Here is a 23,773-nt window from a genome sequence, read left to right as displayed (position 1 = left end):
GGCTAGCACGCCACCCGGCGGCTCGTGACGTCCAGGCCGACGGCGACCTCGCGACAGCGGGTCTCGCCGTCGACCTGCAGCTTCAGCGTCCAGAACGCGCTGCCGTACGCGCTCGTCCTGCGCAGCACCTCGACGCCCGCGTGGTTGAGCGGCATGCCGGAGCGCACCGCGGGCACGACCGAGGAGAGCAACGCGTTCTCCGCGCGATCGGCGGTGTCGGCGAACGGCCAGATGGGCACTCCATAGCCGATCGGGTCACTCGCGAGCACGCTTCCAACGCCCCACGATCCAATGAGGCCGCCGAGCACGACGAGCAGGGCCGCGATCCGTCTGCGCTTGCCGTCGCGATCGGAACCGCGTTCGGTGAGGACAAGCACCCAGCGCTTCACTCTCCCGAGAGTGCCGATTGAAGAGGTGATCGCGCATCAGTAGTACTACTCGGACGGACCGCGAGAACTGGCGGACCGTGTACGCGCTGTGCGTCGGCTTCTTCATGACGCTGCTGGACACGACCATCGTCAACGTCGCGCTGCCGTCGATGATCACCGATCTGGGTGCCACCCTGAACGACGTCATCTGGGTGGTGAGCGCCTACCTGCTGGCGTTCGCCGTGCCGTTGCTGCTGACCGGGCGGCTGGGCGACCGGTTCGGGCCGAAGCGGCTCTACGGCATCGGGCTCGTGCTCTTCCTCGGGGCGTCGCTGGCCTGCGGTCTCTCGACCAGCGCGGAGGCGTTGATCGCCGCCCGCGTCTTCCAGGGCCTGGGTGCCGCGGCCATGACGCCGCAGACGATGGCGTTCATCACGCACCTGTTCCCGCCGGCCAAGCGCGGCGCGGCCCTGGGCATGTGGGGGTCGGTGGCCGGGCTCGCGACGGTCTCCGGGCCGTTGCTCGGCGGGGTGCTCGTGACGCACCTGGGCTGGGAGTGGATCTTCTTCGTGAACCTCCCGATCGGCGTGCTCGCGCTCGTGCTGCTGTTCCTGTGGGTGCCCGACCTGCAGCCGAACCGCGCGCCGAGGTTCGACGTGCTGGGCGTCGTGCTGTGCTGCCTCGGGCTCGGGCTGCTGGTGTTCGGCATCCAGAACGGCGAGCACTACCGGTGGGGACGCGTGGCGGGGCCGATCACGGTCGCCGAGATCATCGCGGCCGGGGTGCTGTTCCTCGCGCTGTTCGTGCTCTGGCAGGCGTCGGCGCGCAACCCCGAGCCGCTGATGCCGCTGCGGATCTTCCGCAACCGCAACTTCTCGCTCGGCAACCTCGCGAACATCGCCATCGGCATCACCGTGACCGGTGTGTTCGTGCCGCTCGCGCTGTTCCTGCAGACCGTGCCGAAGCTGTCTCCGCTGATGACGGGCCTGGTCACGGCCCCGGCGTCGCTGATGTCCGGGGTGGTGGCGATCTTCGCGGGGCGGCTGTCGAACCGGGCGAACGCCAAGTTCCTGCCGATCACCGGCTTCGCGCTGATGGCGGCCGGGATCCTCGCGATGACGTTCCTGCTGGGCGACGGGCCGCAGTGGGTGCTGCTGCCGTCGATGATCGCCCTCGGCATCGGCATGGGGCTCGTGTTCTCGCCGCTGACGAACATCTCCACGCGCACGCTCGACCGGTCGCTGCTGGGCGCCGGGTCCGGCATCTACAACACCTCCCGGCAGTTCGGGAACGTGCTGGGCAGCGCCGCGACGGCGGCCGTGCTGCAGATCGTGCTGGCCGCGACCGGCGACTTCACCACGGCCGTGCGGGCGGCGTTCTTCCTGCTCCTGGCGGTGACGGTGCTGGGCATCGCCGCCGCGCTCGCCTTTCGGCAGGTCGCCGCGCCGAGCGTGACAGACTCGGCGCGTGCGTCTGATCCTGGCCTCCCAGTCTCCCGCCCGTCTTAGCGTCCTGCGGTCCGCGGGCGTCGAGCCCGTCGTCCGGGTCTCCGGCGTCGACGAGGACGCGCTGGTCGCGTCGTTGCAGAACCCGACGCCCGAGGAGACCGTGGTCGCGCTTTCGGCGGCCAAGGCGGAGGCGATCGAGCACGACGACGAGTGCGTGGTCGTCGGCTGCGACTCGATGCTGCTCTTCGAGGGCGAGCTGGTGGGCAAGCCCGGCACGCCCGAGGTCGCGCGCGAGCGGTGGCGGCGGGTGGCCGGCAAGAGCGGCGTGCTGATCACCGGCCACACCGTGCTGCGCGTGTCCGGCGGGGAGGTGGTCGACCGGGCGAGCGCGGCCGAGTCGACGACCGTGCGGTTCGGCACACCGTCGGACGAGGAGCTGGAGGCCTACATCGCGACGGGCGAGCCGCTGCACGTCGCCGGCGGCTTCACGATCGACGGCCTCGGCGGCTGGTTCATCGACGGCATCGAGGGCGACCACACGTCGGTCATCGGCATCAGCCTGCCCCTCACCCGCCGCCTCCTGGGCCAGCTGGGTGTTTCCGCGTCCACACTCTGGTAGACGCTGGTCACAGTTCACCTGATCGGGGAAGACTGCCTCCAACGCCGGCGTTGGGGGCTAGCGGTGAACGAGTACTTGACGCGTCGCAGGCACATCGACCTGGCACGCAGGACGAGCACGGGTTGTCGGAGCTAACGCCTCCGCCACCCCTACTCAGCACATCCCTGCCCAGGAGATGCTCCGATGTCGTTCGTCCAGACATATCGCAAGCCCAAGGTCTTCGGATTCACCGTTCTAGGCGCGCTCGTCCTCGGCGCGCTCGCCGGCTGGCTCGGCAAGGGCACGTGGCTCGCGCCCGTCCTCGCCAAGATCGGCTCCACGTTCACCGCCCTGCTGCAGCTCACCGTCATCCCGCTCGTGTTCACCGCGATCGTGGTCGGCATCGCGTCGCTGCGGAACCTCGGCGGCGGCCGCACCGCCGCGCGCCTGGGCGGCAAGACGTTCCTGTGGTTCGCCATCACGTCGTTCATCGCGGTGCTGATCGGCATCGCGGTCGCGTCGATCCTCAAGCCCGGCAACGGGTTGCAGATCGAACCCGCCGCCGGTGCCGTCGACAAGCTCGCCAAGCGCGCGTCCGGCTCGTGGCAGGCGCTGCTCGACAACCTGGTGCCCACCAACATCTTCAGCGCGTTCACCGAGGGCGACGTGCTGCAGGTCGTGTTCATCGCGGTGCTGGTCGGTTTCGCCGCCTACGCGCTCGGTGACAAGGCCGCGCCGTTCACGAACCTCGTCCGCTCGTTCTTCGAGATCATCCAGAAGGTCGTCGGCTGGATCATCCTGCTGGCCCCGATCGGCATCTTCGGCCTCATCGGCAACGCGGTCGCCTCCTACGGCAACTCGTTCGTGAAGCCGCTGTTCTCGCTGATCCTGGCCGTGTACCTCGGCTCGGCGCTGGTGCTGTTCGTCGTCTACCCGGTCCTGCTGAAGTTCGTCGGCAAGACCTCGCCGGTCGAGTTCTTCCGCAAGGCGGGCACCGCGCTGCAGTTCGCGTTCGTGTCGCGCTCCTCGGGTGCCACGCTCCCGTTGTCCCGCAAGGCCGCCACCGACCTCGGTGTGCCGAACGAGTATGCGAACTTCGCCGTGCCGCTCGGCACCACGACCAAGATGGACGGCTGCGCCGCGGTCTACCCGGCCGTCGCGACGATCTTCATCGCGAACCTGTTCGGCATCCAGCTCTCGGTGTGGCAGTACGTCGCGATCGTGCTCGTCGCCGTGTTCGGCGCGCTGGCCACGGCCGGCACGACCGGCTGGTACACGATGCTCACGCTGACCCTGAGCGTCGTCGGCCTGCCGCCGCAGGTGATCGCGACGGGTGTGGCCGTGGTCTACGCGATCGACCCGATCCTCGACATGATGCGCACCGCGACCAACGTGGCCGGCCAGATCACCGTGCCGGTCGTCGTCGCCCGCACCGAGGGCCTGATCGAGGAGCCCGCCGCTCCCGCCGAGAAGGACCTGGTCAACGCCTGATCAACAGCTAGGAATCCGCGCACGCGCGCAACTGCGACAACTTCGGCACCGGTGTGGGCCAGCCAGCGAGCTGCTCCCGCGCCGGTGCCGGCGTCGTGCAGCCGATGTTCGCACCGAGCGCCGAGAACACCTGCACGAACGCGTCTTTGCACTGGCCGTCGCAGGCGCGCTGGGCCGAGACGACGTCCGCCGTGCCGTCCTCGTTGACGTCGTGCAGCCCGAGGTACCCGGCACTGGACAGATAGGCGGCCTGCGCGCGCGACCACGTGCCGTCCTTGCGCACGAGCACCTCGCCGAGCACCTTGCCGCCGTGCTCCCCGCGCACCAGGCACACGCTGACCGGTGCCTCCGCGCACAGCAGCGACTTGTCGGTCACCGTCGCGCCGGACTCGGCGATGGTCATCTCGAAGATGAACGGCCCCGACTCACCGCTCACCCTGATCCGCCCACCACCCGTTCCGGTGAGCAGCTCGACGAGGTCCCTGCCGACCGACTTGCCGATCACGACCTGGCACACGGTGGTGCCGCAGCGCAGGTTGGCGTCGGATCCGTACTGACCTGAATCGGTGCCGTCCGGCCGCTGGAAATAGGCGAACACCAGCCCCGCGAGGACGACCACGGCGGCGGCGACGGCGACCACCTGCACTGACCTGGTTCCACCCACAGCGCAGATTGTGCTCGACTGGCCCACGATGGATGTGAAGTGAGGCGTCTCTCCCTCTCGGAGTTCGTCGATTTCCGTAGACTGCGGCACCAGCCAGAGCCGTAAATACCGGTCCAGCAGGAGGTACGACGCCGTGTCGCTGCGCAAGGTGCTCATCGCGAACCGCGGTGAGATCGCCGTCCGGGTCATCCGAGCCTGCCGTGACGCCGGACTGGCGAGCGTCGCCGTCTACGCCGATCCCGACCGCGACGCGCCGTTCGTGCGGCTCGCCGACGAGGCGTTCGCGCTGGGCGGCAGCACCCCCGGCGAGAGCTACCTGTCGTTCGAGAAGGTGCTGGCGGCCGCCGCGCAGTCCGGTGCCGACTCCGTGCACCCCGGCTACGGCTTCCTGTCCGAGAACGCCGAGTTCGCGCAGGCCGTGATCGACGCCGGGCTGACGTGGATCGGCCCGACGCCGCAGGCGATCCGCGACCTCGGCGACAAGGTCACGGCGCGGCACATCGCGATGCGCGCGGGCGCGCCGCTGGTGCCCGGCACCAAGGACCCGGTCAACGGGCCGGACGAGATCATCGCGTTCGCCTCCGAGCACGGGCTGCCCGTCGCGATCAAGGCGGCGTTCGGCGGTGGCGGCCGTGGCCTCAAGGTCGCGCGGACCCTGGAAGAGATCCCCGAACTGTTCGACTCGGCGGTGCGCGAGGCCGTCGCCGCGTTCGGCCGCGGCGAGTGCTTCGTCGAGCGGTACCTGGACAAGCCGCGCCACGTCGAGGCGCAGGTCCTCGCCGACACCCACGGCAACGTGATCGTCGTCGGCACCCGCGACTGCTCGCTGCAGCGCCGCCACCAGAAGCTCGTCGAGGAGGCGCCCGCGCCGTTCCTGACCGACGAGCAGCGCGCCACGATCCACAGCTCCGCCAAGGCGATCTGCCTCGAAGCGGGCTACCACGGCGCCGGCACCGTCGAGTACCTCGTGGGCCTCGACGGGTCGATCTCGTTCCTGGAGGTCAACACGCGCCTGCAGGTCGAACACCCGGTGTCGGAGGAGACGACGGGCCTCGACCTGGTGCGCGAGCAGTTCCGCATCGCCGCGGGCGAGAAGCTGCGTCACCTCGAAGACCCCACGCCCCGTGCGCACTCCATCGAGTTCCGGATCAACGGCGAGGACGCCGGCCGCGGCTTCCTGCCCGCACCCGGCACGGTCACCACGTTCATCGCGCCGTCCGGTCCGGGTGTCCGCGTGGACGCCGGTGTGGAGAGCGGCACGGTGATCGGCGGGCAGTTCGACTCGTTGCTGGCCAAGCTGATCGTCACCGGCGAGACCCGCGAGGAGGCGCTGGCCCGGTCGCGGCGCGCCCTGGACGAGATGGTCGTCGAGGGCATGGCGACCGTCCTGCCGTTCCACCGCGTGATCGTGCGGGACGCGGCCTTCACCGCCGAGAAGCCCGAGGGCTTCACCGTCCACACGCGGTGGATCGAGACGGAGTTCGACAACCAGATCGAGCCGTTCACCGGTGCTGCGGCCGCCGAGGACGAGTCCCCGCGCCAGACCGTGGTGGTCGAGGTCGGCGGCCGTCGCCTGGAGGTGTCGTTGCCGGGTGACCTCGCCGTCGGTGCGGCCCGTCCTGCCGCCGCGGCGAAGAAGCCCAAGGCGAAGCGCGCCGGAGGCAGCTCCGCGGCCGTGTCGGGTGACGCGGTGGCGGCCCCGATGCAGGGCACGATCGTGAAGGTGGCCGTCGAGGACGGACAGGCCGTCGAGGCGGGCGACCTGATCGTCGTGCTGGAGGCCATGAAGATGGAGAACCCGGTGACGGCGCACAAGGCCGGCACGGTGACGGGCCTCGCGGCCGCGCCCGGCGACCCGATCACCCAGGGCACCGTGATCTGCGAGCTGAAGGACTGAGCTGAACGACGGGCCGGCCGGGTCGCTCACCTACGATTGGGTTCGTGAGCGACCCGAGCAGGGACATCCGCATCGGTGACACCGAGCGGCAGCAGGCGTTGCAGGTCCTCGGCGAGCACATGAGCGCGGGCCGCATCGACATCACGGAGTACGGCGAGCGGTCCGCGAAGATCACCACCGCGAAGACCCGCGGCGAGCTGATGTCGTTGTTCTACGACCTGCCCGACCCGCGGCCGCAGTTCGTGGCACCCGTGCCGATGTTCAACGAGCCCGTGCGGACGCCCGCGCGCCGCTGGGAGGGCGCGGTCGTCCCCGTCGTGGGCATCGCGACGGTGATCCTCTTCTTCGCGCTGGTGAGGAACCCGCTGATCTTCCTGCTGGTGCCCGCCGTGGCGATCCTGTGGGCCCAGTGGAACGGACGCCGGCGCTGAAACCGTTGCTGCTGCTGGACCTCGACGGCGTGCTGAGGTCGTTCCCGCCGATCGCGCCCGAGGTCGCCGCCCGCGCCTTCGAGCCGTCGCTGCTGCGCCGAGCCGTCACCGGCCAGATCACCGACGAGCAGTGGCGCAGGGAGGCGGACTTCCCCGTCTCGACCGGCGAGGTGATCGCCGAGGCGCTGGCGTTGGTGCGCGTGGCGCGCCGGCAGTGCTTCGTGGCGTTGCTGACCAACGCGACCACAAGGCTCGAGGAAGACCTCGTGGCGCTCGGCCTCGACGCCGAGGTCGACGCGGTCTTCAACTCGGCGCGGCTCGGCCTCGCGAAGCCGGACCCCGCCGTCTACCGGCGCGTGCTCGACGAACTCGGGTACTCGACCGGCGTGTTCTGCGACGACACCGCCGAGAACGCGGCGGCCGCGTCCGAGGCGGGCCTGGACGGCGTGCACGTGCCGGACGTCGCGGCGCTGCGGACGGCGCTGGCCGTGCGGGACCTGATCCCGCCGACCGTGCTGCTGATCCTGCCGGACCGCGACGAGGCCGAGGAGCTGGCCGCCGAACTGCTGGAGACCGGCTGGGGCCCGTGCCACGTGCACCGGGACATGCTGGCGGGCGAGGACGACGCCGAGGACGTGGACTGGGTGGTCGAGCTGACCACGGCGCCGGACGGGTCGCCGGCGTCCGCGCACCGGGCCGAGCTCGACGAGCTGGCGGAGGAGCACGACGGGTTCACGGGCGACTAGGCCGCCGGCCGCGCGACACCACGAGCCCAGCTGGCGCGCACCCGAGCCCAGCGCCCCAGCCGACCAGCACCACCACCCCACCGCCGACTAGCCTCCCGCCCGTGGAGCCAGTCGAGATCAACGCCGGCGAGTACTACCTGCGCGCCTTCCGCAGCGACGACCGCATCGACGACGTCCCCGCGCTCGCCGAGACCTTCGCCGATCCTGAGACCAAGCGGTACATGAGCCGCCTCACCGCGGAGGGCGCGCCGTCCGCGGAGCTGCTGGTCGTGCTGATGACCGACGGCTGGGAGAAGGACTACCGCTGGTCGTGGGCGGTGTGCGACGCCGTCACGGCCGAGGTGCTGGCCGGCATCGTCATCCACAACGTCGACCACCACCTCCGGTCCGCCGAGGTGATGTGCTGGAGCCAGCCCCAGCACCGCGGCAAGGGGGTGCTGCCGGCGGCGCTGAACTCGGTGCTCGGGTGGGTCTTCGGCGCGATGGAGATGCACCGGATCACCTACCGCCACGCGGTGTCGAACACGGCCTCGCAGCGGGTCGCGGAGAAGTGCGGATTCACTCTTGAGGGTCGTCTTCGCGAGGAGGCGATCGTCGATGATCAGCGCGAAGACCAGTTGCTGTGGTCACGACTGGCTTCGGACCCGCCGCCGGAGCGGCTACGGTGACCGGCCATGCGGACCACGGCGCTCCTGATCGTCGCGGCGGTGCTGGCCGGGTGCACGGCTGCTCCTGAGCAGAGCGCGCTGACCACCCCACCACCTCCGCCACCGCCGTCCCCGACGACGACCACCCCGTTCGACTTCCCCCAGCGGCCCCGCGCGGTGCCGCTCGACGCGGTCGACCCGTGCGCGGTGCTGACCGAGGAGCAGCGCGTGTCGCTGAGCCTCGACAACCCGCCGAGCCCGTACGTCGAGCCGAGCTTCGGCAGTGCGAAGGCGTGCACGATCCGGAGCACCACGAGCGGAAATGTGGCGAGGATCGCACTCGTGCTCGTGTCGGGCGCCGACGTGTGGCTCTCGGAGAACGCTCAGGTCGACTACACCGTCGGCACGATCGAGGGTTTCACGGCGATTACTGTCCGCACACCCGACGTGCACGACGTCTGCAATGTGGAAATAGACGTCGCCGATGGGCAGTTCCTCGACGTCATGTTCCGCGACGGCGGCAATTCCACTGCGGTGCAACAAGATCATCTTTGTCTCGGTGCCCAGCGGGTGGCAGAGGCCGCGATGGCCAGTTTGCTCCAAAGTCGCTGACCCACACGGGCGGATGTCACTGATCGCACTCCCGAGCGTCACCTTGAGTGGCTAGAGTGACGAAGCGCATGTAAGCACGACCGCCGGAGGTTTCACGATGCCGCCAGGGGGACGCAGCGGGGCAGACTCCTCGCCACCCACCTCGCACCAGCTGAACGTGGAGCCGGAGGCGATCCCAGCGCTGCGCAACACGTTCTCCGCCGCCTTGGTCAAGCTGGACAAGCAGATCGAGATGGCGGTCACCGAGTTCCGCGTGCGCCCGTGGGCGGGCGACCCGGTCAGCGCCGAGGCCGCGGAGAAGTTCAACGACCGCTCGATCGCGGACGGTGACTCCGCGCTGCAGGCCCTGCTGAACTACCAGCGGCAGCTCAAGACGGCGATGGACAACCTGAACCAGATCGAGCGCCAGTACAACGTGGTCGAGGGCGACAACACCGGCATGATGAACAAGAGCGGGTGCTGAGGATGGTCGATCACCGCTGGCAGGGCTACAGCCACAAAGAGCTGTACGAACGCATCCACTCCGGTCCCGGCCCCTCGGCGTCGTTCGCTTCGATGGAGCGATGGCAGGGCGTGTCGGCCGCGCTGACCGAGATCAACGACGACCTGCACAAGGGCATCACGCTCTCGGGCGCGAAGTGGCAGGGCAAGGCCGCCGAGATGGCGCAGTCCGGCCTGAACCCCGTCGCCGCCTGGGCGGACAGCGCGCGCACCGGTTCCGACGTCATGCGCTACTCGGCCGAACTGCAGGCCGGCTACATCTCGAAGGCCCGCGCGGACATGCCCGCGCCGGTCGCCGTGACCGCGGAGCAGCCGGGCGCGCTGGTCACCGGCCTCACGCACCTCTTCGGCGGGCAGACCGACCACGAGAAGCAGGAGGCGGCCCAGGACGCGGCCGAGCGCCGCGCCCGTGAGGTCATGTCCACCTACGCGTCGTCCACGTCGGCGAACACCTCGACGCTGGGCCAGTTCAGCCAGCCCCCGCAGCTGCAGATCAACGGCACGGGCCCGGTGCACGGCGGCGGCGCGCAGATCGGCGCGGCCCCCGTCTGGGGCGTCGGCCCGCGCGGCACCACCGGCGGCGTCGTACCCGCCCGCGGCACCACGGGCACGCGCGGCACCGCCGTCACGCCCGCGAAGGGCGGCACCGCCGCGCCGGGGTCCACCACGAGCACCTCGAACGCCGGCACCGGCACGGCACCGGGCACCAGGGGTTCGCACTCCCCGGCCGCGGCCGGCACGGCGGGTCCCGGCGGCACCGGCACGGGCACCGCGGGCGTCGGCCTGCCGGGCCAGCGCACGTCGAGCCGTTCGGGGTCGTCGAGCGAGTCCACCGGCCCGAAGCAGATGGAGGACGGCGCGACCGCGGCCTCCAGCGCCGCTGCCGCGGGCACGGTCATGAACCAGGGCCACGCGGCAGGCGTCCTGGGCGGCTCGGGCACCGCCATGGGCCCGACGGGCACGGTCGGCGCGAACAACAACGACCAGGTCCACCGCAGGGCCGTCCCGCTGCCGCAGGCGTTCGACCCGTTCGGCGGCATGGGCCCGCGCAAGGGCGAGGAAGAGGAGGACTTGGAGCACAAGGCCGCCGACTACCTCCGCGAGCGCGACGACATCTACGGCGTGGGCAGCTACTCGCTGCCCGTCATCGGGGAGAGCACGACCGACTGATGACCCTGTTCGGCTTGGACACCGGAACGAGCGACACGCGCGACCCGGTGGTCATCTCCACGCTGGAGTTCGACGTCCTCTGGGACCACCTGGGCCTGGAGACGATGCCCCTCGTCCTGAAGGTCCCGTCACCGGGCAAGACGACGGAAGAACGCCGCACCATCGAGGACCGCGTCTGGCTCCAGCTCGGAGCCCGCGGCCTCGGTGGCCCGCGTTCCCTCGACCCGATGCTCGAGGACCTCCTGCACGTGCTCGACCGCCCGCAGCAGGAGATCGACGCCCGCATGTGGCTCGACGAACGCAGCCTGCGCGTCCTGGCGGCGGGCAAGGGCCAGGCGGGCGTCCTGGCCGTCCTCGACGGCACCCAGCTCGTCCTGCGCCCGGCGGAGGCCGACGGCCTCCCCCGCGAGGCCCTCACGGCCCTGCCGACCGCCCCGGCGGGCGAGGGCCACTCGATCACCCTGCCCTCGGCGGACCTGGACGCAGCGGCCTCCTCCGCGAGCACGCCGGAGGAACTGGAGGCGGGCCTGCAGAGCAGGCTGAGGGCGGACGACGCCCACACCCTGGCCGAGATGGTCCGCGACGCCACGAACCGCGGCCAGTTCGGCGCCGCCGCCCGCGACAAGTGGGGCAAGCGGGTCCGCCCGGACCGCGTGGTCGCGTTCTACGACACCCCGAAGGGCCGCTACCTGCAGATGCGGCGTGCGTCGGAGGGGCAGGAGCCCTGGTCGACGATCACGCCGATCGACTACCGGCGAATGCACCACCACCTGGTGGAGCTGCTGGCGGAAGCGGCGGGCACGAACCGCTAGCTGACCCGCGGATGCCCGACGGGTCAGCCGGGAACTCCCGGGAGCGGTCCGGCGTCAGGGCCCGATGCCCTGGCAGGGCCGGGTCCGCAGGTCGTTCACGTAGTCGTCGGGCGCCCCGGCGGCCTCGGCCGCGTCCGCGACGACCCCGATGTACCGGGCGGACGGCAGCCCGCCCTCGTACGCGTCCAGCACGTACAGCCAGGCCACCACGGACCCCTCCAGGGTCTGCACGCGCAGCCTGATCTTCTTGTAGAGCCCGAGCGCGCCCTCCCAGCGGTCCAGCCGCGACTCATCGCGGGGTGACACGTCGTAGAGCACGCAGAACGTCTGGTGGTCTGGCTCCTCGACGATCGTCGCGAGGGCCCCCTCCCACCCGAGGTCCTCGCCACCGAACGTCATGCGCCAACCGACGAGCCAGCCGGTCCCCGCGAGCGGGGAGTACGGGGCTCGCTCCATCATCTGGTTCGGATCCATGTTCGACCCGTACGCGGCATAGAGCGGCACGTCCGACAGCGTAGCGGCGCGGCGATCAGCTTTCGGTACTGACGACACGGTCGATTCGGTCAACGCGTACGGTTGAGCCGGCCTGGAAGCACGCAGAAGGGAACCGATCGTGACCCGCATCGTCATCATGGGCGGCGGACCCGCAGGTTACGAGGCAGCCCTGGTCGCGGCCCAGCACGGCGCCGACGTGACCGTGGTGGAGAACGACGGGGCCGGTGGCGCGTGCGTGTTGTACGACTGCGTGCCGTCGAAGACCTTCATCGCCTCCGCAGGGGCTCGCAGTGCCTTCCGCAACGCCGGTGAGCTGGGCATTCAGACCCACAACGAGCAGGCGGCGGTCGATCTGCCGGTCGTACACGGACGGGTGAAGGGCCTCGCCCTGGCCCAGTCCGCGGACGTGCGGGCGCGGCTGCAGCGCGAGGGCGTGCGGCTGATCAACGGGCTCGCGAAGTTCGTCGACGACTCGCGCGGGCTCGCCCAGCACCAGGTCGTGGCGACGGGCGCGGACGGGTCCGAGGAGGTCCTCAACGCGGATGTGGTGCTCATCGCAACCGGCGCGACCCCGCGCGTGTTGCAGGGCGCCGAGCCCGACGGCAAGCGGATCCTCACCTGGCGGCAGATCTACGACCTCCCCGAACTGCCCGAACACCTCGCGGTGATCGGTTCCGGCGTCACCGGTGTCGAGTTCGCCAGCGCCTACACCGAGATGGGCGTGAAGGTGACGATGGTCTCCAGCCGGGACCGGGTGCTGCCCCACGAGGACGCCGACGCGGCCGCGGTGCTCGAGGACGTGTTCGCCGAGCGCGGCACGGCCGTCGTCAAGCACGCCCGCGCCGACAAGGTCGAGAACACCGGCGACGGCGTCCTGATCCACCTGGAAGACGGTCGCACGATCGAGGCGTCGCACGCCCTGATGACGGTCGGTTCGGTGCCGAACACGAACGACATCGGCCTCGAGAAGATCGGCATCGAGCTCGGGCGCGGCGGCTACATCCCCGTCGACCGGGTCAGCCGCACCAATGTCAGCGGCGTCTACGCGGCCGGCGACTGCACCGGTGTGCTGCTGCTCGCGTCGGTCGCCGCCATGCAGGGCCGCATCGCGATGTGGCACGCGCTGGGCGAGGGCGTCAGCCCGATCAAGCTCAAGACCGTCGCCGCGAACGTCTTCACCAATCCGGAGATCGCGAGCGTCGGCATCAGCCAGCAGGCGATCGACTCGGGCGAGGTCCCGGCCCGCACGATCATGCTGCCGCTCGCCACGAACCCCCGCGCCAAGATGGAGGGACTGCGCCGCGGCTTCGTGAAGCTGTTCTGCCGTCCGGCCACGGGCGTGGTCATCGGCGGTGTCGTGGTGGCGCCGAACGCGAGCGAGCTCATCCTGCCGATCGCGCTGGCCGTGCAGAACCAGCTCACCGTCGAGCACCTCGCGACGACGTTCTCGGTCTACCCGTCGCTGTCGGGCTCGATCACCGAGTCGGGCCGCCAGCTCATGCGCCACGACGACCTGGACTGACCCGAGGTCGCACCACTCCCCCGGATCCCTGCAGGCGGTCTGCAGACGACTTGCAGCCGACCTGCAGGCACAACGGATTGACTTCGTTCTGCAAGAGGACCAAGAAGGTCCGGGGATGAAGCGCGTTTCGCTGCTGCCGTCGCATCGACGGCAGCAGTACTTCTCGGTTCGTGTGCACCCGGACTGCGGCTGGTCACCTGCGGGGGCAGGTGACCATCACGAATCATTTGGGGGACAGCACAATGAGGATCATCACCAGAGTCGCCGTCGGACTCGCGGCCGTCGCCACCACGCTCACCGTGGCGCCGTTCGCACACGCCGAGTCGGGCGGCTTCCAGCTCGACAGGACCGAGTACGGTCCCGGCGACTACGTCACCATCTCCTACGACGTCACCGCCCGGTGTGAGGGCAAGGCGAAGTCGAACGGCTTCATCAACTGGTACTCGTCGGAGTTCGAGGTCGGGGGGCCGAACACCTTCGTCGCGCAGGCCAACGCCAGCTTCGTGCCCGGCACCTACACCGCGGAGCTGACCTGCAAGGGGGAGACGGTCACCAGGGACTTCACGGTCGTGGCCCCGCGCGACAAGTTCACGCTCGACAAGGCGGAGGTCGAGGCGGGCGGCGACATCAGCGTGATGAAGACCAAGCAGTCGGACTGCGGCGAGGTCGCGACCTCGCCCGGCTTCACCGCGCCGATCAAGCTCGAGTACGAGTCCGTGAACCTGCGCATCGGCAACGGCCAGGTCGTCGACCAGCCCGGCACCTACCAGGCCGAGATGACGTGCGGCGGCAAGCAGGTGCAGGTGCCGTTCGTGGTCACCGCGAAGGCTCCCGCGCAGCCCTAGGCGGGCGCCACCGCGTGACCAAGAAGTTGATCACATTTCGGTTCTGTCCCGTTCGGACGCGCAACTAAGCCACCGGATGTGCGTCAATGGGTCCGTGGGGACTCGTGTCTTGATCGCGGTGCTGTGCGTGGCGCTGGCCACGGCCTGTTCGCAGGGGCCCGCACCGACATCACCGGCGGCGACGAGCGAGAGCGCTCCGCCGCCGGTGGTGTCACCGCTGGGCAACTCCGATCCGATGGAGCTGCGGATCGAACGGATCGGCGTGCGGTCCTCGCTGGTCGCCCTGGGCCTCGACCCGCAGGGCGTCGTGCAGATGCCGCCCGCCAACGAGGGCATGCAGGCCGGTTGGTACCAAACGCAACCGAAGCAGTGGATCCTCGTCGGCAGGATCGAGAGCAACAAGGCGCGGGGCATCTTCTTCCGCTTGAACGACCTGCTGCAGGGCGACCTGATCGAAGTGTCCAAGAAGGACGGTTCGGTCGCCCGTTTCGCGGTGACGCGCACGGAGAGGATCATCCGCGACGACTTCTTCGCGGAGGCGGTCGCCCGCGACCAGTCCGAGGAGGGCCTGCGCCTGATCACGTGCGGCACCCGCGACAACGTGATCGTGCACGCGACCCCATCGCAGTGATGTGAGGGCGAGCGAGGCCGCCACCTGAGTTCGCGGCGATTCGCAGGAACGCAGCCGTCATCTTCCGTCTATGCGGCCACGCGAGATCTGGGTTCTCGCGGGTTACCAATACGGAGTGGTTCGCGAGTTCGCGCTGGTCGTCCGTTCGCCTCTTCGTCTCGATTCGACGAAGTCCAATCGTGGCGAAGCGGCGGACGGACGACCAGCTCCCCGGCGAACTCGCCGCTGCGGCGCAGCCGCAGCAATCGAACTCAGTCTTCAACCCAGTCGAACGTCTTGGTCACCGCCTTCTTCCAGTTCGCGTACTCCGACGCCCGCCGGGACTCGTCCATCTGCGGCTCCCACTGCTTGTCCTGCGCCCAGTTCTCCCGGATGTCGTCCTCGGTCTTCCAGAACCCAACCGCAAGCCCGGCCGCATAGGCCGCACCAAGCGCAGTGGTCTCCGCAACCACCGGCCGAATGACCGGAACTCCGAGAATGTCCGCCTGGAACTGCATCAGCAGCTCGTTCACGACCATGCCGCCGTCGACCTTCAACGCCGTCAGGTCGACACCGGAGTCCGCGTTCATCGCGTCGAGCACCTCACGCGTCTGGAACGCCGTGGCCTCCAGAACAGCCCGCGCCAGGTGGCCCTTGTTCACGAACCGCGTGAGCCCCACGATCGCCCCGCGGGCGTCGGAACGCCAGTAGGGCGCGAACAGGCCGGAGAACGCGGGCACGAAGTACGCGCCGCCGTTGTCCTCCACCGATTTCGCGTGTTCCTCGATCTCGGCCGCGCTGCCGATCATGCCGAGGTTGTCGCGCAGCCACTGCACCAGCGAACCGGTGACCGCGATCGAACCCTCCAGGGCGTAGACCTGGGGTGCCTCGCCGATCTTGTAGCAGACGGTGGTGAGCAACCCGTTCTCGCTCATCACCTTCTCGGTGCCGGTGTTGAGCAGCATGAAGTTGCCGGTGCCGTAGGTGTTCTTGGCCTCACCGGGCGAGAGGCAGGCCTGGCCGAACGTCGCGGCCTGCTGGTCGCCGAGGATGCCGGCGATCGGCACGCCCGCGAGCGCGCCGCGTTCGCGCACCTGGCCGTAGACCTCGGACGAGGAACGGATCTCCGGCAGCATCGACGTCGGGATGCCCATGTCGGAAGCGATCGAGGCGTCCCACTGCAACGTGTCGAGGTCCATCAGCATGGTGCGCGAGGCGTTCGTCGGGTCGGTGACGTGCACACCGCCGTTCGTCCCGCCCGTCATGTTCCACAGCACCCACGTGTCCATGTTGCCGAACAGCAGTTCGCCCGCCTCGGCCTTCTCCCGCGCGCCCTCGACGTTGTCGAGGATCCAGCGGACCTTGGGCCCGGAGAAGTAGGTGGCGAGCGGCAGCCCGACCTTGGCCCGGTAGCGCTCCTGCCCGCCTCCCAGCGCGCCCAGCTCGGCGACGATCTTGTCGGTGCGGGTGTCCTGCCACACGATGGCGTTGTAGACGGGCTCGCCGGTGTTGCGGTCCCACACCACCGCGGTCTCGCGCTGGTTGGTGATGCCGACCGCGGCGATGTCCGAAGTGGACAGATCGGCCTTCGCCAGCGCGCCGGCGGCGACCTGGCGGGTGTTCTGCCAGACCTCCTTCGGGTCGTGCTCGACCCAGCCGGCCTTCGGGAAGATCTGCTCGTGCTCCTTCTGGTCGACCGACACCACCCGCCCGGAGTGGTCGAAGATCATGCACCGGGTCGACGTGGTGCCCTGGTCGATCGCGGCCACGTACTGCGTCATGCGAGGAGTCCTTTCAGACCGGGAGAACCAGGAAGAGCAGCGCGGCGAGCGCGCCGCCCACGAGCGGGCCGACGACGGGGACCCAGGAGTAGCCCCAGTTCGCGTCGCCCTTGTTGTGGATCGGCATCATGAACGCGTAGGCGATGCGCGGCCCGAGGTCGCGCGCCGGGTTGATGGCGTAGCCCGTCGGGCCACCGAGCGAGGTGCCGATCACCAGCACGACGAACGCGACGCCGGCGTAGCCGAGCGCCGAGTTGCCGAACTGCGGCACGCCGTCCACCGACTCCTTGGCTCCCGGCGACAACAGGATCCACGCGACGAGCACGAACGTGCCGATGATCTCGGTGACGAGGTTCCACGGCGCGTTCGGCACGGTCGGCCCGGTGGAGAAGATGCCGAGCGTGTTCTGCGGCTCGTCGTGCGTGTCGAACTGCATCTTGTAGGTGGCCCAGCAGAGCATCGCTCCGAGGATCGCACCGACCATCTGCCCGAGGACGTAGAACGGGACATCACCCCACGGGGTCTTGTCCGCGATGGCGAGCCCGAAGGTCACCGCGGGGTTGAGGTGCGCCCCGCTGGGGTTGGCGATGCTCGCACCGGCGAAGACCGCGAAGGCCCAGCCGATGTTGACGAACAGGAAGCCCGTGCTGTTGCCGAGCGTGTTCTTGAGCACCTGGTTCGCGACGACACCGGTGCCGAGGAGGATGAGGACCGCTGTCCCCAGCATCTCCCAGACGAAGATCGAGCCTGCACTCATCGGCGACCTCCACTCGCTTGCGGCCGGACAGGACGCGCAAGCCCGAGGTCAGGGCTGCGCTGCCCGCCTTCAACGTGATCGGACGCTATTACCGACCTGATCAGTTGTCCACGGAGAGCACCAGCGTTCGGGCCGTTTTCGGGCCATTGGGTTCTGGCCGCCGCGCCCATCGGCGAAGGGGCGTTGCTGCAGGTAACGTGATCCGCGAGTCGTCACAGGGAGGCGTCTACCGTGGCCACGCGCAAGAACGCAGCTGCAACACCGCACACCCATGCCGAACCCCCGATCACCGGCCGGCTCGGTCCCGCCGAACGCGAGGACTCGTGGCAACGCCTGGGGGCGGAGACGTTCGACGTCGTCGTCATCGGTGGTGGTGTGGTCGGCGTCGGAGCGGCGCTCGACGCTGCCACCCGGGGCCTGCGGGTCGCGCTCGTCGAGGCTAGGGACCTGGCCTCCGGCACGTCGAGCCGGTCCTCCAAGCTCTTCCACGGCGGCCTGCGCTACCTGGAACAGCTCGAGTTCGGCCTGGTCCGCGAGGCACTGCGCGAGCGCGAGCTGATGCTGACGCGCATCGCGCCGCACCTGGTGAAGCCGGTGGCGTTCCTCTACCCGCTGGCCAACCGGCTCTGGGAGCGCCCGTACACGGCGGCCGGTCTGTTCCTGTACGACACGATGGGCGGCGCCCGGTCCGTGCCGGGCCAGAAGCACCTCACCCGTGCGGGCGCGCTGCGGCTCGTCCCGGCGTTGAAACGGGACGCGCTGATCGGCGGCATCCGCTACTACGACGCGCAGGCCGACGACGCCCGGCACACGATGATGGTCGGCCGCACCGCCGCCCACTACGGCGCCGTGGTGCGCACGTCGACCCAGGTGGTCGGGTTCCTGCGCGAGGCGGACCGGGTGTCCGGCGTGCGGGTCCGGGACGTCGAGGACGGGCGCGAGGTCGACGTGCGGGCGCACGCCGTGATCAACGCGACCGGTGTGTGGACCGACGAGCTGCAGCGGCTGTCCGGCTCGCGCGGCCGGTTCCGGGTGCGGGCGTCGAAGGGCGTGCACATCGTCGTCCCGCGCGACCGGATCGTCGCCGAGGCCGGGATGATCCTGCGCACCGAGAAGTCCGTGCTGTTCGTCATCCCGTGGCGCAACCACTGGATCGTCGGCACCACCGACACGGACTGGAACCTCGACCTGGCGCACCCCGCGGCCACCCAGCACGACATCGACTACATCCTCGAACACGTCAACTCCGTGCTCGCGACACCGCTGACGCACGACGACATCGAGGGCGTCTACGCGGGCCTGAGGCCGCTGCTCGCGGGCGAGTCCGACTCGACGTCGAAGCTCTCCCGCGAACACGCCGTCGCACGGGTCGCGCCGGGTCTCGTGGCGATCGCGGGCGGCAAGTACACGACGTACCGGGTGATGGGCGCGGACGCCGTGAACGCGGCGCACGTCGACCTGCCGGGCCGCATCCAGCCGTCGATCACGGACAAGGTGCCGCTCGTCGGCGCCGACGGCTACCACGCCCTGGTCAACCAGGCCGACCAGCTGGCGGCCAAGCACGGCCTGCACCCGTACCGCGTCCGGCACCTGCTCGACCGCTACGGCTCACTGGTGCACGAGGTGCTGGCGCTGGCGGCGGACAACCCGGAGCTGCTGAAGCCGATCCCGGCCTCCCCCGACTACCTGCAGGTCGAGGCGGTGTACGCGGTCTCGCACGAGGGCGCGATGCACCTGGAGGACGTGCTCACCCGGCGCACCCGCATCTCCATCGAGTACGCCCACCGCGGCGTCGACTCGGCGGAGGCGGTGGCCCGGCTGATGGCGCCGGTGCTCGGCTGGGACGAGGACGCGATCAAGCGCGAGGTCGAGGTCTACAACGCGCGCGTCGAGTCCGAGCGCGCGTCCCAGACCAAGGCGGACGACCAGGCGGCGGACGCGGTCCGCGCCGCCGCCCCGGAAGCACGCCCGCAGTTGACGGAACCGGTGAGCTGACCTCCGGCATGCTGTAGGGCATGACTGGGGTAGGTAGAAGAACTTTTCTCTTGGGTGCAGCCGTGGCCGGTGCCGCTTCGACCGGTACCGCCCACGCTGCCTCACCCGTGTTCGAGCACGGGGTGGCGTCCGGTGATCCGCTGCCGGACGGTGTGCTGCTGTGGACGCGCGTGGTGACGTCCGCGGCGATCCGCTGGGAGGTCGCCCGGGACGAGGACTTCCGCCGGGTCGTGAAGCACGGTGTCACGCGCGCCTCCGCGGTACGGGACCACACCGTGAAGGTCGAGGTGCACGGCCTGCGCCCGAACACCCGCTACTGGTACCGGTTCCGCGCCGGCAACGTCGTGTCGCCCGTCGGCAGGACCAAGACCGCGGGCTGCGGGTCCGAGCTGAACTTCGGCGTCGCGTCGTGCGCGAACTGGCCCGCCGGGCACTTCGCCGGTTACGGGTACCTGGCCCGCCAGGACCTCGACGCGGTGATCCACCTCGGCGACTACATCTACGAGAACCTCGTCGGCACCGTGCGGCCGCACGAACCGGCGCACGAGTGCGTCACCCTCGACGACTACCGGCAGCGGCACGCGCAGTACAAGACCGACCGGCACGTGCAGGCCCTGCACGCCGCCCACGCGATGATCGCGACCTGGGACGACCACGAGAGCGCCGACAACTCGTCCAGCATCGGCTCCCCGGAGCACGACCCGGCCACCGAGGGCCCGTGGGGCGCGCGGCTGGCCGCCGCCACGCAGGCCTACTTCGAGTGGATGCCCGTGCGCGAGGGCAGGCTCGACCGCACGTTCCGCTTCGGTGAGCTGGCGACGCTGACCATGCTCGACCTGCGCTCGTACCGCACGGACACGACGATCCTCGGCGCCGCCCAACGCGACCGGCTGATCACCACGCTCACCACCGACGGCGCGCGCTGGCAGCTCGTCGGCAACTCGGTGATGATCAGCCCGTTGAAGGTGCCGCCGCTGCCGGGCCTGCCGCAGTCGAACCCCGACCAGTGGGACGGCTTCCCCGTCGACCGCGACCTGGTGCTGAGGTCGTTGGGAGACCGGAAGAACACCGTGTTCCTGACCGGCGACATCCACAGCTCGTGGGCCAACGAGGTGCCGCTCGGCGGTCAGCCGGTGGCCACGGAGTACGTCGTGACGTCACTGACGTCGGACAACTTCGACGAGCTGCTGAAGGTTCCGCCGCGCACCGCGTCGTTGCAGGTGGAGGCCCAGTTCCAGGCGCTCAACCCGCACGTGCGGTTCGTCGAGCTGGACTCGCACGGCGTCTCGACGCTGCGCGTGACGGCCGACGAGGTGCGGTTCGACTGGCACTACGTGGCCGACAAACGGGACCCGGACAGTGCTGTGGCGCGTGCGCATTCGTTCCGCACGCGCCACGACACTGCTCTGACCGAGAGGGTTCCGCTCTAGGCCAGAGCGGCCAACGCCGTGTGCACCATGACGCGGACACCGACGAGGAGCGCGCGCTCGTCGAGGTCGAACGTCGGCTGGTGCAGATCGCGCTGCTTCTCGACACCGTTCCACACGCCGAGGCGTGCGAACGAACCGGGCACGTGCTCCAGGTACCAGCCGAAGTCCTCACCGCCGGAGGACTGCTCGGTGCCCGCGAGCGCGTCGTCGCCCAGTGCGGCCTCGATGCCGGCCCGCAGGATCTGGGTGGACTCGCGCTCGTTCACCACCGGCGGCACGCCGCGGCGGTGGTGGAGGTCGAAACCGACGCCGGTCGGGGCCAGCAGGCCCGTGACCAGGTCCTTGACCAGCGGCTCCAGCTCGGCCCAGATGTCGCGGTCGCCGGTGCGCAGCGTGCCGCGGACCAGGCCGTCCTGCGGGACGGCGTTCGGCGCCTCGCCCGCGTGCACCGCGCCCCACACCAGGACGGTGCCGGAGCGGGGGTCGACGCGGCGCGACAGCATCGTCGGCAGGCCGGTGATGACCGTGCCGAGGGCGTGCACCAGGTCCGCGGTGAGGTGCGGGCGCGAGGTGTGGCCGCCCGGCGAGGACAGGCGCAGCTCCAGCAGGTCGGAGGCCGACGTGATGGCGCCGATGCGGGTGCCGATGCGGCCGACCTGCAGGCGCGGGTCGCAGTGCAGGCCGAAGATCCGCTCCACGCCGTCGAGGCCGCCCGCGGCGAGCACGTCGAGCGCACCGCCCGGCATGACCTCCTCCGCCGGCTGGAAGACCAGGCGGATGCGGCCGGGCAGCTCCGTGGCCGAGGCCAGGGCCAGCGCGGTGCCGAGCAGGACCGTCGTGTGGGCGTCGTGGCCGCACGCGTGCGACACACCGTCCACAGTGGATTCGAACGGCAGGCCGGTGTTCTCGTGCAGTGGCAGGGCGTCCATGTCCGCGCGGAGGGCCACGCAGCGGGGGCCGTTGCCGATGTCGCAGATCAGGCCCGTGCCGCCGGGGAGGATGCGCGGCTTGAGGCCGACCTCGCGCAGCAGCTTCGCGACGAGTTCGGTCGTGTTGTACTCGCGGCGGGAGAGCTCGGGGTGGGCGTGGATGTGCCGACGCCAGGCGACGACGTCGGCGGCGTGCGCCTTCAGCCAGTCGTCGAGCCAGGCGGGGCCACGGCCCTCTCCGAGATCATCCACACCAGACATGCTCACCCCGGTGGGGTCGACAAGCATCTCAGGGGACGTCTTCACAGTTGAGGAGCCCGAGGGCCGGGAGTCCAGAACCGTCATGCCGCACCTCCGCGGGCAAGCAGCCGTGCTCGCTGCCGGGAATCGGTGGCTGTCGCGATCGTCGTCCAAGCCATGGCAAGTGCTCCGTCCAGGAGCGCACGGTCGGCCGACGCCGAGGCACAGGCGGTCGCGAACTCTTGTTGGTGGTTCACCGCGTCTCCGCAGTCGATGGCGATGGTCGGGTGGATGGCGGGCAACACTCTGGTGACGTTGCCCATGTCGGTGCTCCCGATCTTCTCCCGCTGTTCCTGTTCACGCGAGAGCGGTCGTCTGCCCAGCTCGGTGGCCGCACGCCGGTAGGCGTCCGCGAGCCACGGGTCGGGGGTCAACTCGGCGTAGATCGGTGAGACCTGCACCACCTCATGGGTGCAGCCGGTCGCGAGCGCGCCGGCCGAGAAGCAGTCCCGAATACGGTTCTCCAGGCGCTGCAACGATTCCAGGTTTTCCGCCCTCACGTCGAACATCGCTGACGCGCGGGCGGGTATTACGTTCGGCACGGTACCGCCGTTGGTGACGATGCCGCTCACCATCTGGCCCGGCTCGAAGTGCTGCCGGAGCAGGCTGATCGACATCTGCGCGATCGTGACCGCGTCCGCGGCGTTGACACCCAGGTGGGGCGCGGCCGCCGCGTGGGACGGTTTGCCCTGGTAGTGCACCTCGAGATCGGTGATGGCGAGCGATTTGGCGGCGCACGACTCGTACGGCGCCGGGTGCACCATCATCGAGAGCGAAACGTCGTCGAACACGCCCCGTTCCAGCATGAGCACCTTGCCGCCGCCGACCTCCTCCGCCGGAGTTCCGATCACCTTGATGGTGATACCCAGTCGGTCGGCGACATCACGCAGAGCGAGCCCCGTTCCGACCGAGGCGGCGGCGATGACGTTGTGCCCGCACGCGTGCCCGACCTCGGGCAGGGCGTCGTACTCGGCGCAAAGGCCCAGCACGAGCTCGCCGTCGCCGAACGTCGCGACGAACGCGGTGTCGAGGTCCGCCACCGCGTGTTCGACCTCAAAACCCTCCTTGACCAGCAAAGAGGTGATCTTCTCGACGCTGCGGTGCTCCTCGAAGGCCAGCTCGGGCTCGGCGTGGATCGAGTGCGACAGGTCCAGCAGCGCGTCCGAGTACCGCTCGACGGTCGAGCGTGTGCTGATCTTCAAGTCGGTACCCATTTGCCACCATCCTGCATCACCACCTGGGAGACGCCCTGCGCTGATGATGATCAACCGGACGGCCGGTCGCAGCGCTGCGCCGAGCGGCGAGCGAGTTTCGGTCTGACCGATCAACGATGACGCAAATGGTCGAGAGACACGCTTAACTTTGGCTATTCCGTCCCATCAGGTGGAACGGCTCGTCTCGCCGCTGTTACCGCCGGGCTAACCCTTCTTCGCCGCCCGCTCCTTGCGCCACTTCGCGTACCGCTTCTTGTTGCGGTAGTAGACCAGCGCGAACAGGACGACGGCGATGCCGCCGATCCACAGCTTGCGCTTGGTCTCCTCGCGAGCCTCGGGCGACGGCTCCTGCGGCGCGTTCACGTCGGGAGCCGGGTTCACGGTCGTCTGCTGCGCGGCCGCCACGGGCGCGTCCGCCGCCTCTTGCGCGGACGCCACACCGGCGATCCCGAGAACGCTCATCAGCGAGAACACGCAGGCCAGCAGCAACCTCGACATGACCTGAACTCT

At 69.9% G+C, this 23,773-nt stretch carries 24 protein-coding genes; 16 read left to right on the top strand and 8 right to left on the bottom strand.

Translation table 11 applies throughout. The features are described 5' to 3' along the window. Window positions 1-2: 2 nt before the first annotated feature. Window positions 3-389 (bottom strand): hypothetical protein, encoded by a 387-nt coding sequence (locus tag ND450_RS37015; RefSeq protein WP_253322801.1) that lies wholly within the window; start codon window positions 387-389, stop codon window positions 3-5. A gap of 77 nt (window positions 390-466) precedes the next feature. On the opposite strand from ND450_RS37015, the gene ND450_RS37010 reads away from it, so the two are divergent. From ND450_RS37010 to ND450_RS37000, 3 genes are all read left to right on the top strand, one after another. Then, window positions 467-1,876 (top strand): MFS transporter, encoded by a 1,410-nt coding sequence (locus ND450_RS37010; RefSeq protein WP_253322800.1) that lies wholly within the window; start codon window positions 467-469, stop codon window positions 1,874-1,876. Continuing rightward, the gene (locus tag ND450_RS37005; RefSeq protein ID WP_253322799.1) at window positions 1,836-2,435 is read left to right on the top strand and encodes a nucleoside triphosphate pyrophosphatase; all 600 of its coding nucleotides are present in this window, start codon (window positions 1,836-1,838) and stop codon (window positions 2,433-2,435) included. Before ND450_RS37010 ends, ND450_RS37005 begins: the two co-directional genes overlap by 41 nt. 183 nt (window positions 2,436-2,618) lie before the next feature. Further along, window positions 2,619-3,905, top strand: a complete 1,287-nt coding sequence (locus ND450_RS37000; protein WP_089914730.1) for a dicarboxylate/amino acid:cation symporter — start codon at window positions 2,619-2,621, stop codon at window positions 3,903-3,905. Window positions 3,906-3,912: 7 nt separating this feature from the next. On the opposite strand, the gene ND450_RS36995 is transcribed toward ND450_RS37000, so the two are convergent. Continuing rightward, entirely contained in the window at window positions 3,913-4,569 is a 657-nt protein-coding gene (locus ND450_RS36995; RefSeq protein ID WP_253322798.1) for a hypothetical protein, read from the bottom strand. Between the two features lie 133 nt (window positions 4,570-4,702). Between ND450_RS36995 and ND450_RS36990 the strand changes: the two genes are divergently transcribed. From ND450_RS36990 to ND450_RS36955, 8 genes are all read left to right on the top strand, one after another. Then, window positions 4,703-6,466: an acetyl/propionyl/methylcrotonyl-CoA carboxylase subunit alpha gene (locus tag ND450_RS36990; RefSeq protein ID WP_089914736.1), complete on the top strand. Its 1,764-nt coding sequence runs from the start codon at window positions 4,703-4,705 to the stop codon at window positions 6,464-6,466. Between the two features lie 44 nt (window positions 6,467-6,510). After that, window positions 6,511-6,897 carry a DUF1707 domain-containing protein gene (locus ND450_RS36985; RefSeq protein ID WP_253322797.1) on the top strand — a complete coding sequence of 129 codons (387 nt, stop codon included), beginning with the start codon at window positions 6,511-6,513 and terminating at the stop codon, window positions 6,895-6,897. Beyond that, on the top strand, window positions 6,876-7,643 hold the full coding sequence (locus ND450_RS45905; protein ID WP_305885187.1) for an HAD-IA family hydrolase: 768 nt from the start codon (window positions 6,876-6,878) through the stop codon (window positions 7,641-7,643). Before ND450_RS36985 ends, ND450_RS45905 begins: the two co-directional genes overlap by 22 nt. Before the next feature lie 101 nt (window positions 7,644-7,744). Next, window positions 7,745-8,311 (top strand): GNAT family N-acetyltransferase, encoded by a 567-nt coding sequence (locus ND450_RS36975; RefSeq protein WP_143091555.1) that lies wholly within the window; start codon window positions 7,745-7,747, stop codon window positions 8,309-8,311. A 6-nt stretch (window positions 8,312-8,317) separates the two neighbouring features. Next, window positions 8,318-8,902 carry a DUF3558 domain-containing protein gene (locus ND450_RS36970; protein ID WP_089914749.1) on the top strand — a complete coding sequence of 195 codons (585 nt, stop codon included), beginning with the start codon at window positions 8,318-8,320 and terminating at the stop codon, window positions 8,900-8,902. Between the two features lie 97 nt (window positions 8,903-8,999). After that, the gene (locus ND450_RS36965; RefSeq protein WP_089914753.1) at window positions 9,000-9,365 is read left to right on the top strand and encodes a transcriptional regulator; all 366 of its coding nucleotides are present in this window, start codon (window positions 9,000-9,002) and stop codon (window positions 9,363-9,365) included. A gap of 2 nt (window positions 9,366-9,367) precedes the next feature. Beyond that, the gene (locus tag ND450_RS36960) at window positions 9,368-10,573 is read left to right on the top strand and encodes a PPE domain-containing protein (RefSeq protein ID WP_253322796.1); all 1,206 of its coding nucleotides are present in this window, start codon (window positions 9,368-9,370) and stop codon (window positions 10,571-10,573) included. Between the two features lie 14 nt (window positions 10,574-10,587). Further along, window positions 10,588-11,385, top strand: coding sequence for an ESX secretion-associated protein EspG (locus tag ND450_RS36955; protein WP_371927512.1), 798 nt, complete (start codon window positions 10,588-10,590; stop codon window positions 11,383-11,385). A gap of 54 nt (window positions 11,386-11,439) precedes the next feature. On the opposite strand, the gene ND450_RS36950 is transcribed toward ND450_RS36955, so the two are convergent. Further along, window positions 11,440-11,889, bottom strand: a complete 450-nt coding sequence (locus tag ND450_RS36950) for a gamma-glutamylcyclotransferase family protein (RefSeq protein ID WP_030478530.1) — start codon at window positions 11,887-11,889, stop codon at window positions 11,440-11,442. 109 nt (window positions 11,890-11,998) lie between these two features. On the opposite strand from ND450_RS36950, the gene ND450_RS36945 reads away from it, so the two are divergent. The 3 genes from ND450_RS36945 (at window position 11,999) to ND450_RS36935 (ending at window position 14,878) form a co-directional block, all read left to right on the top strand. After that, window positions 11,999-13,402: an NAD(P)H-quinone dehydrogenase gene (locus ND450_RS36945; protein ID WP_089914762.1), complete on the top strand. Its 1,404-nt coding sequence runs from the start codon at window positions 11,999-12,001 to the stop codon at window positions 13,400-13,402. Window positions 13,403-13,644: 242 nt separating this feature from the next. Beyond that, window positions 13,645-14,247, top strand: a complete 603-nt coding sequence (locus tag ND450_RS36940) for a hypothetical protein (protein WP_253322794.1) — start codon at window positions 13,645-13,647, stop codon at window positions 14,245-14,247. A 94-nt stretch (window positions 14,248-14,341) separates the two neighbouring features. Then, a complete protein-coding gene (locus tag ND450_RS36935) occupies window positions 14,342-14,878 on the top strand; it encodes a sortase domain-bontaining protein (protein WP_253322793.1) in 537 nt (178 codons plus the stop codon). A gap of 251 nt (window positions 14,879-15,129) precedes the next feature. On the opposite strand, the gene glpK is transcribed toward ND450_RS36935, so the two are convergent. Both glpK and ND450_RS36925 read right to left on the bottom strand, forming a co-directional pair. Beyond that, window positions 15,130-16,638, bottom strand: a complete 1,509-nt coding sequence (gene glpK, locus ND450_RS36930; protein WP_253322792.1) for a glycerol kinase GlpK — start codon at window positions 16,636-16,638, stop codon at window positions 15,130-15,132. A gap of 13 nt (window positions 16,639-16,651) precedes the next feature. Next, complete coding sequence (locus tag ND450_RS36925; protein WP_253322791.1) at window positions 16,652-17,395, bottom strand: MIP/aquaporin family protein; 744 nt, start codon at window positions 17,393-17,395, stop codon at window positions 16,652-16,654. Between the two features lie 285 nt (window positions 17,396-17,680). Between ND450_RS36925 and glpD the strand changes: the two genes are divergently transcribed. Beyond that, window positions 17,681-19,390, top strand: coding sequence for a glycerol-3-phosphate dehydrogenase (glpD, locus tag ND450_RS36920; RefSeq protein WP_253328097.1), 1,710 nt, complete (start codon window positions 17,681-17,683; stop codon window positions 19,388-19,390). Between the two features lie 62 nt (window positions 19,391-19,452). Beyond that, a complete protein-coding gene (locus tag ND450_RS36915; RefSeq protein ID WP_253322790.1) occupies window positions 19,453-20,820 on the top strand; it encodes an alkaline phosphatase in 1,368 nt (455 codons plus the stop codon). Here ND450_RS36915 and ND450_RS36910 read toward each other — a convergent pair. The 3 genes from ND450_RS36910 to ND450_RS36900 form a co-directional block, all read right to left on the bottom strand. Then, entirely contained in the window at window positions 20,817-22,094 is a 1,278-nt protein-coding gene (locus ND450_RS36910; RefSeq protein ID WP_253322789.1) for a M20 family metallopeptidase, read from the bottom strand. The genes ND450_RS36915 and ND450_RS36910 overlap by 4 nt on opposite strands. Beyond that, complete coding sequence (locus ND450_RS36905) at window positions 22,091-23,263, bottom strand: M20 family metallopeptidase (protein WP_253328096.1); 1,173 nt, start codon at window positions 23,261-23,263, stop codon at window positions 22,091-22,093. The genes ND450_RS36910 and ND450_RS36905 overlap by 4 nt, the downstream gene beginning before the upstream one ends. 204 nt (window positions 23,264-23,467) lie before the next feature. Next, on the bottom strand, window positions 23,468-23,761 hold the full coding sequence (locus ND450_RS36900) for a hypothetical protein (protein WP_089914784.1): 294 nt from the start codon (window positions 23,759-23,761) through the stop codon (window positions 23,468-23,470). Window positions 23,762-23,773: the final 12 nt, after the last annotated feature.

Origin of the sequence: Lentzea sp. HUAS12, assembly GCF_024125735.1 — a bacterium.
In the GTDB taxonomy this organism is placed as follows: Bacteria; Actinomycetota; Actinomycetes; order Mycobacteriales; family Pseudonocardiaceae; genus Lentzea; species Lentzea albida.
Note: the sequence above shows the minus strand (reverse complement) of the source record. Positions and strands in the feature narration are given on the sequence as shown.

Excerpts from the sequence above, each read along its gene's own strand:
- ND450_RS37000 (WP_089914730.1), top strand. The coding sequence starts at position 2,619 with ATGTCGTTCGTCCAGACATATCGCAAGCCCAAGGTCTTCGGATTCACC.
- ND450_RS36970 (WP_089914749.1), top strand. The coding sequence starts at position 8,318 with ATGCGGACCACGGCGCTCCTGATCGTCGCGGCGGTGCTGGCCGGGTGC.
- ND450_RS36965 (WP_089914753.1), top strand. The coding sequence starts at position 9,000 with ATGCCGCCAGGGGGACGCAGCGGGGCAGACTCCTCGCCACCCACCTCG.
- ND450_RS36960 (WP_253322796.1), top strand. The coding sequence starts at position 9,368 with ATGGTCGATCACCGCTGGCAGGGCTACAGCCACAAAGAGCTGTACGAA.
- ND450_RS36940 (WP_253322794.1), top strand. The coding sequence starts at position 13,645 with ATGAGGATCATCACCAGAGTCGCCGTCGGACTCGCGGCCGTCGCCACC.
- glpK (WP_253322792.1), bottom strand. The coding sequence starts at position 16,638 with ATGACGCAGTACGTGGCCGCGATCGACCAGGGCACCACGTCGACCCGG.
- ND450_RS36925 (WP_253322791.1), bottom strand. The coding sequence starts at position 17,395 with ATGAGTGCAGGCTCGATCTTCGTCTGGGAGATGCTGGGGACAGCGGTC.
- ND450_RS36910 (WP_253322789.1), bottom strand. The coding sequence starts at position 22,094 with ATGACGGTTCTGGACTCCCGGCCCTCGGGCTCCTCAACTGTGAAGACG.
- ND450_RS36905 (WP_253328096.1), bottom strand. The coding sequence starts at position 23,263 with ATGGGTACCGACTTGAAGATCAGCACACGCTCGACCGTCGAGCGGTAC.
- ND450_RS36900 (WP_089914784.1), bottom strand. The coding sequence starts at position 23,761 with ATGTCGAGGTTGCTGCTGGCCTGCGTGTTCTCGCTGATGAGCGTTCTC.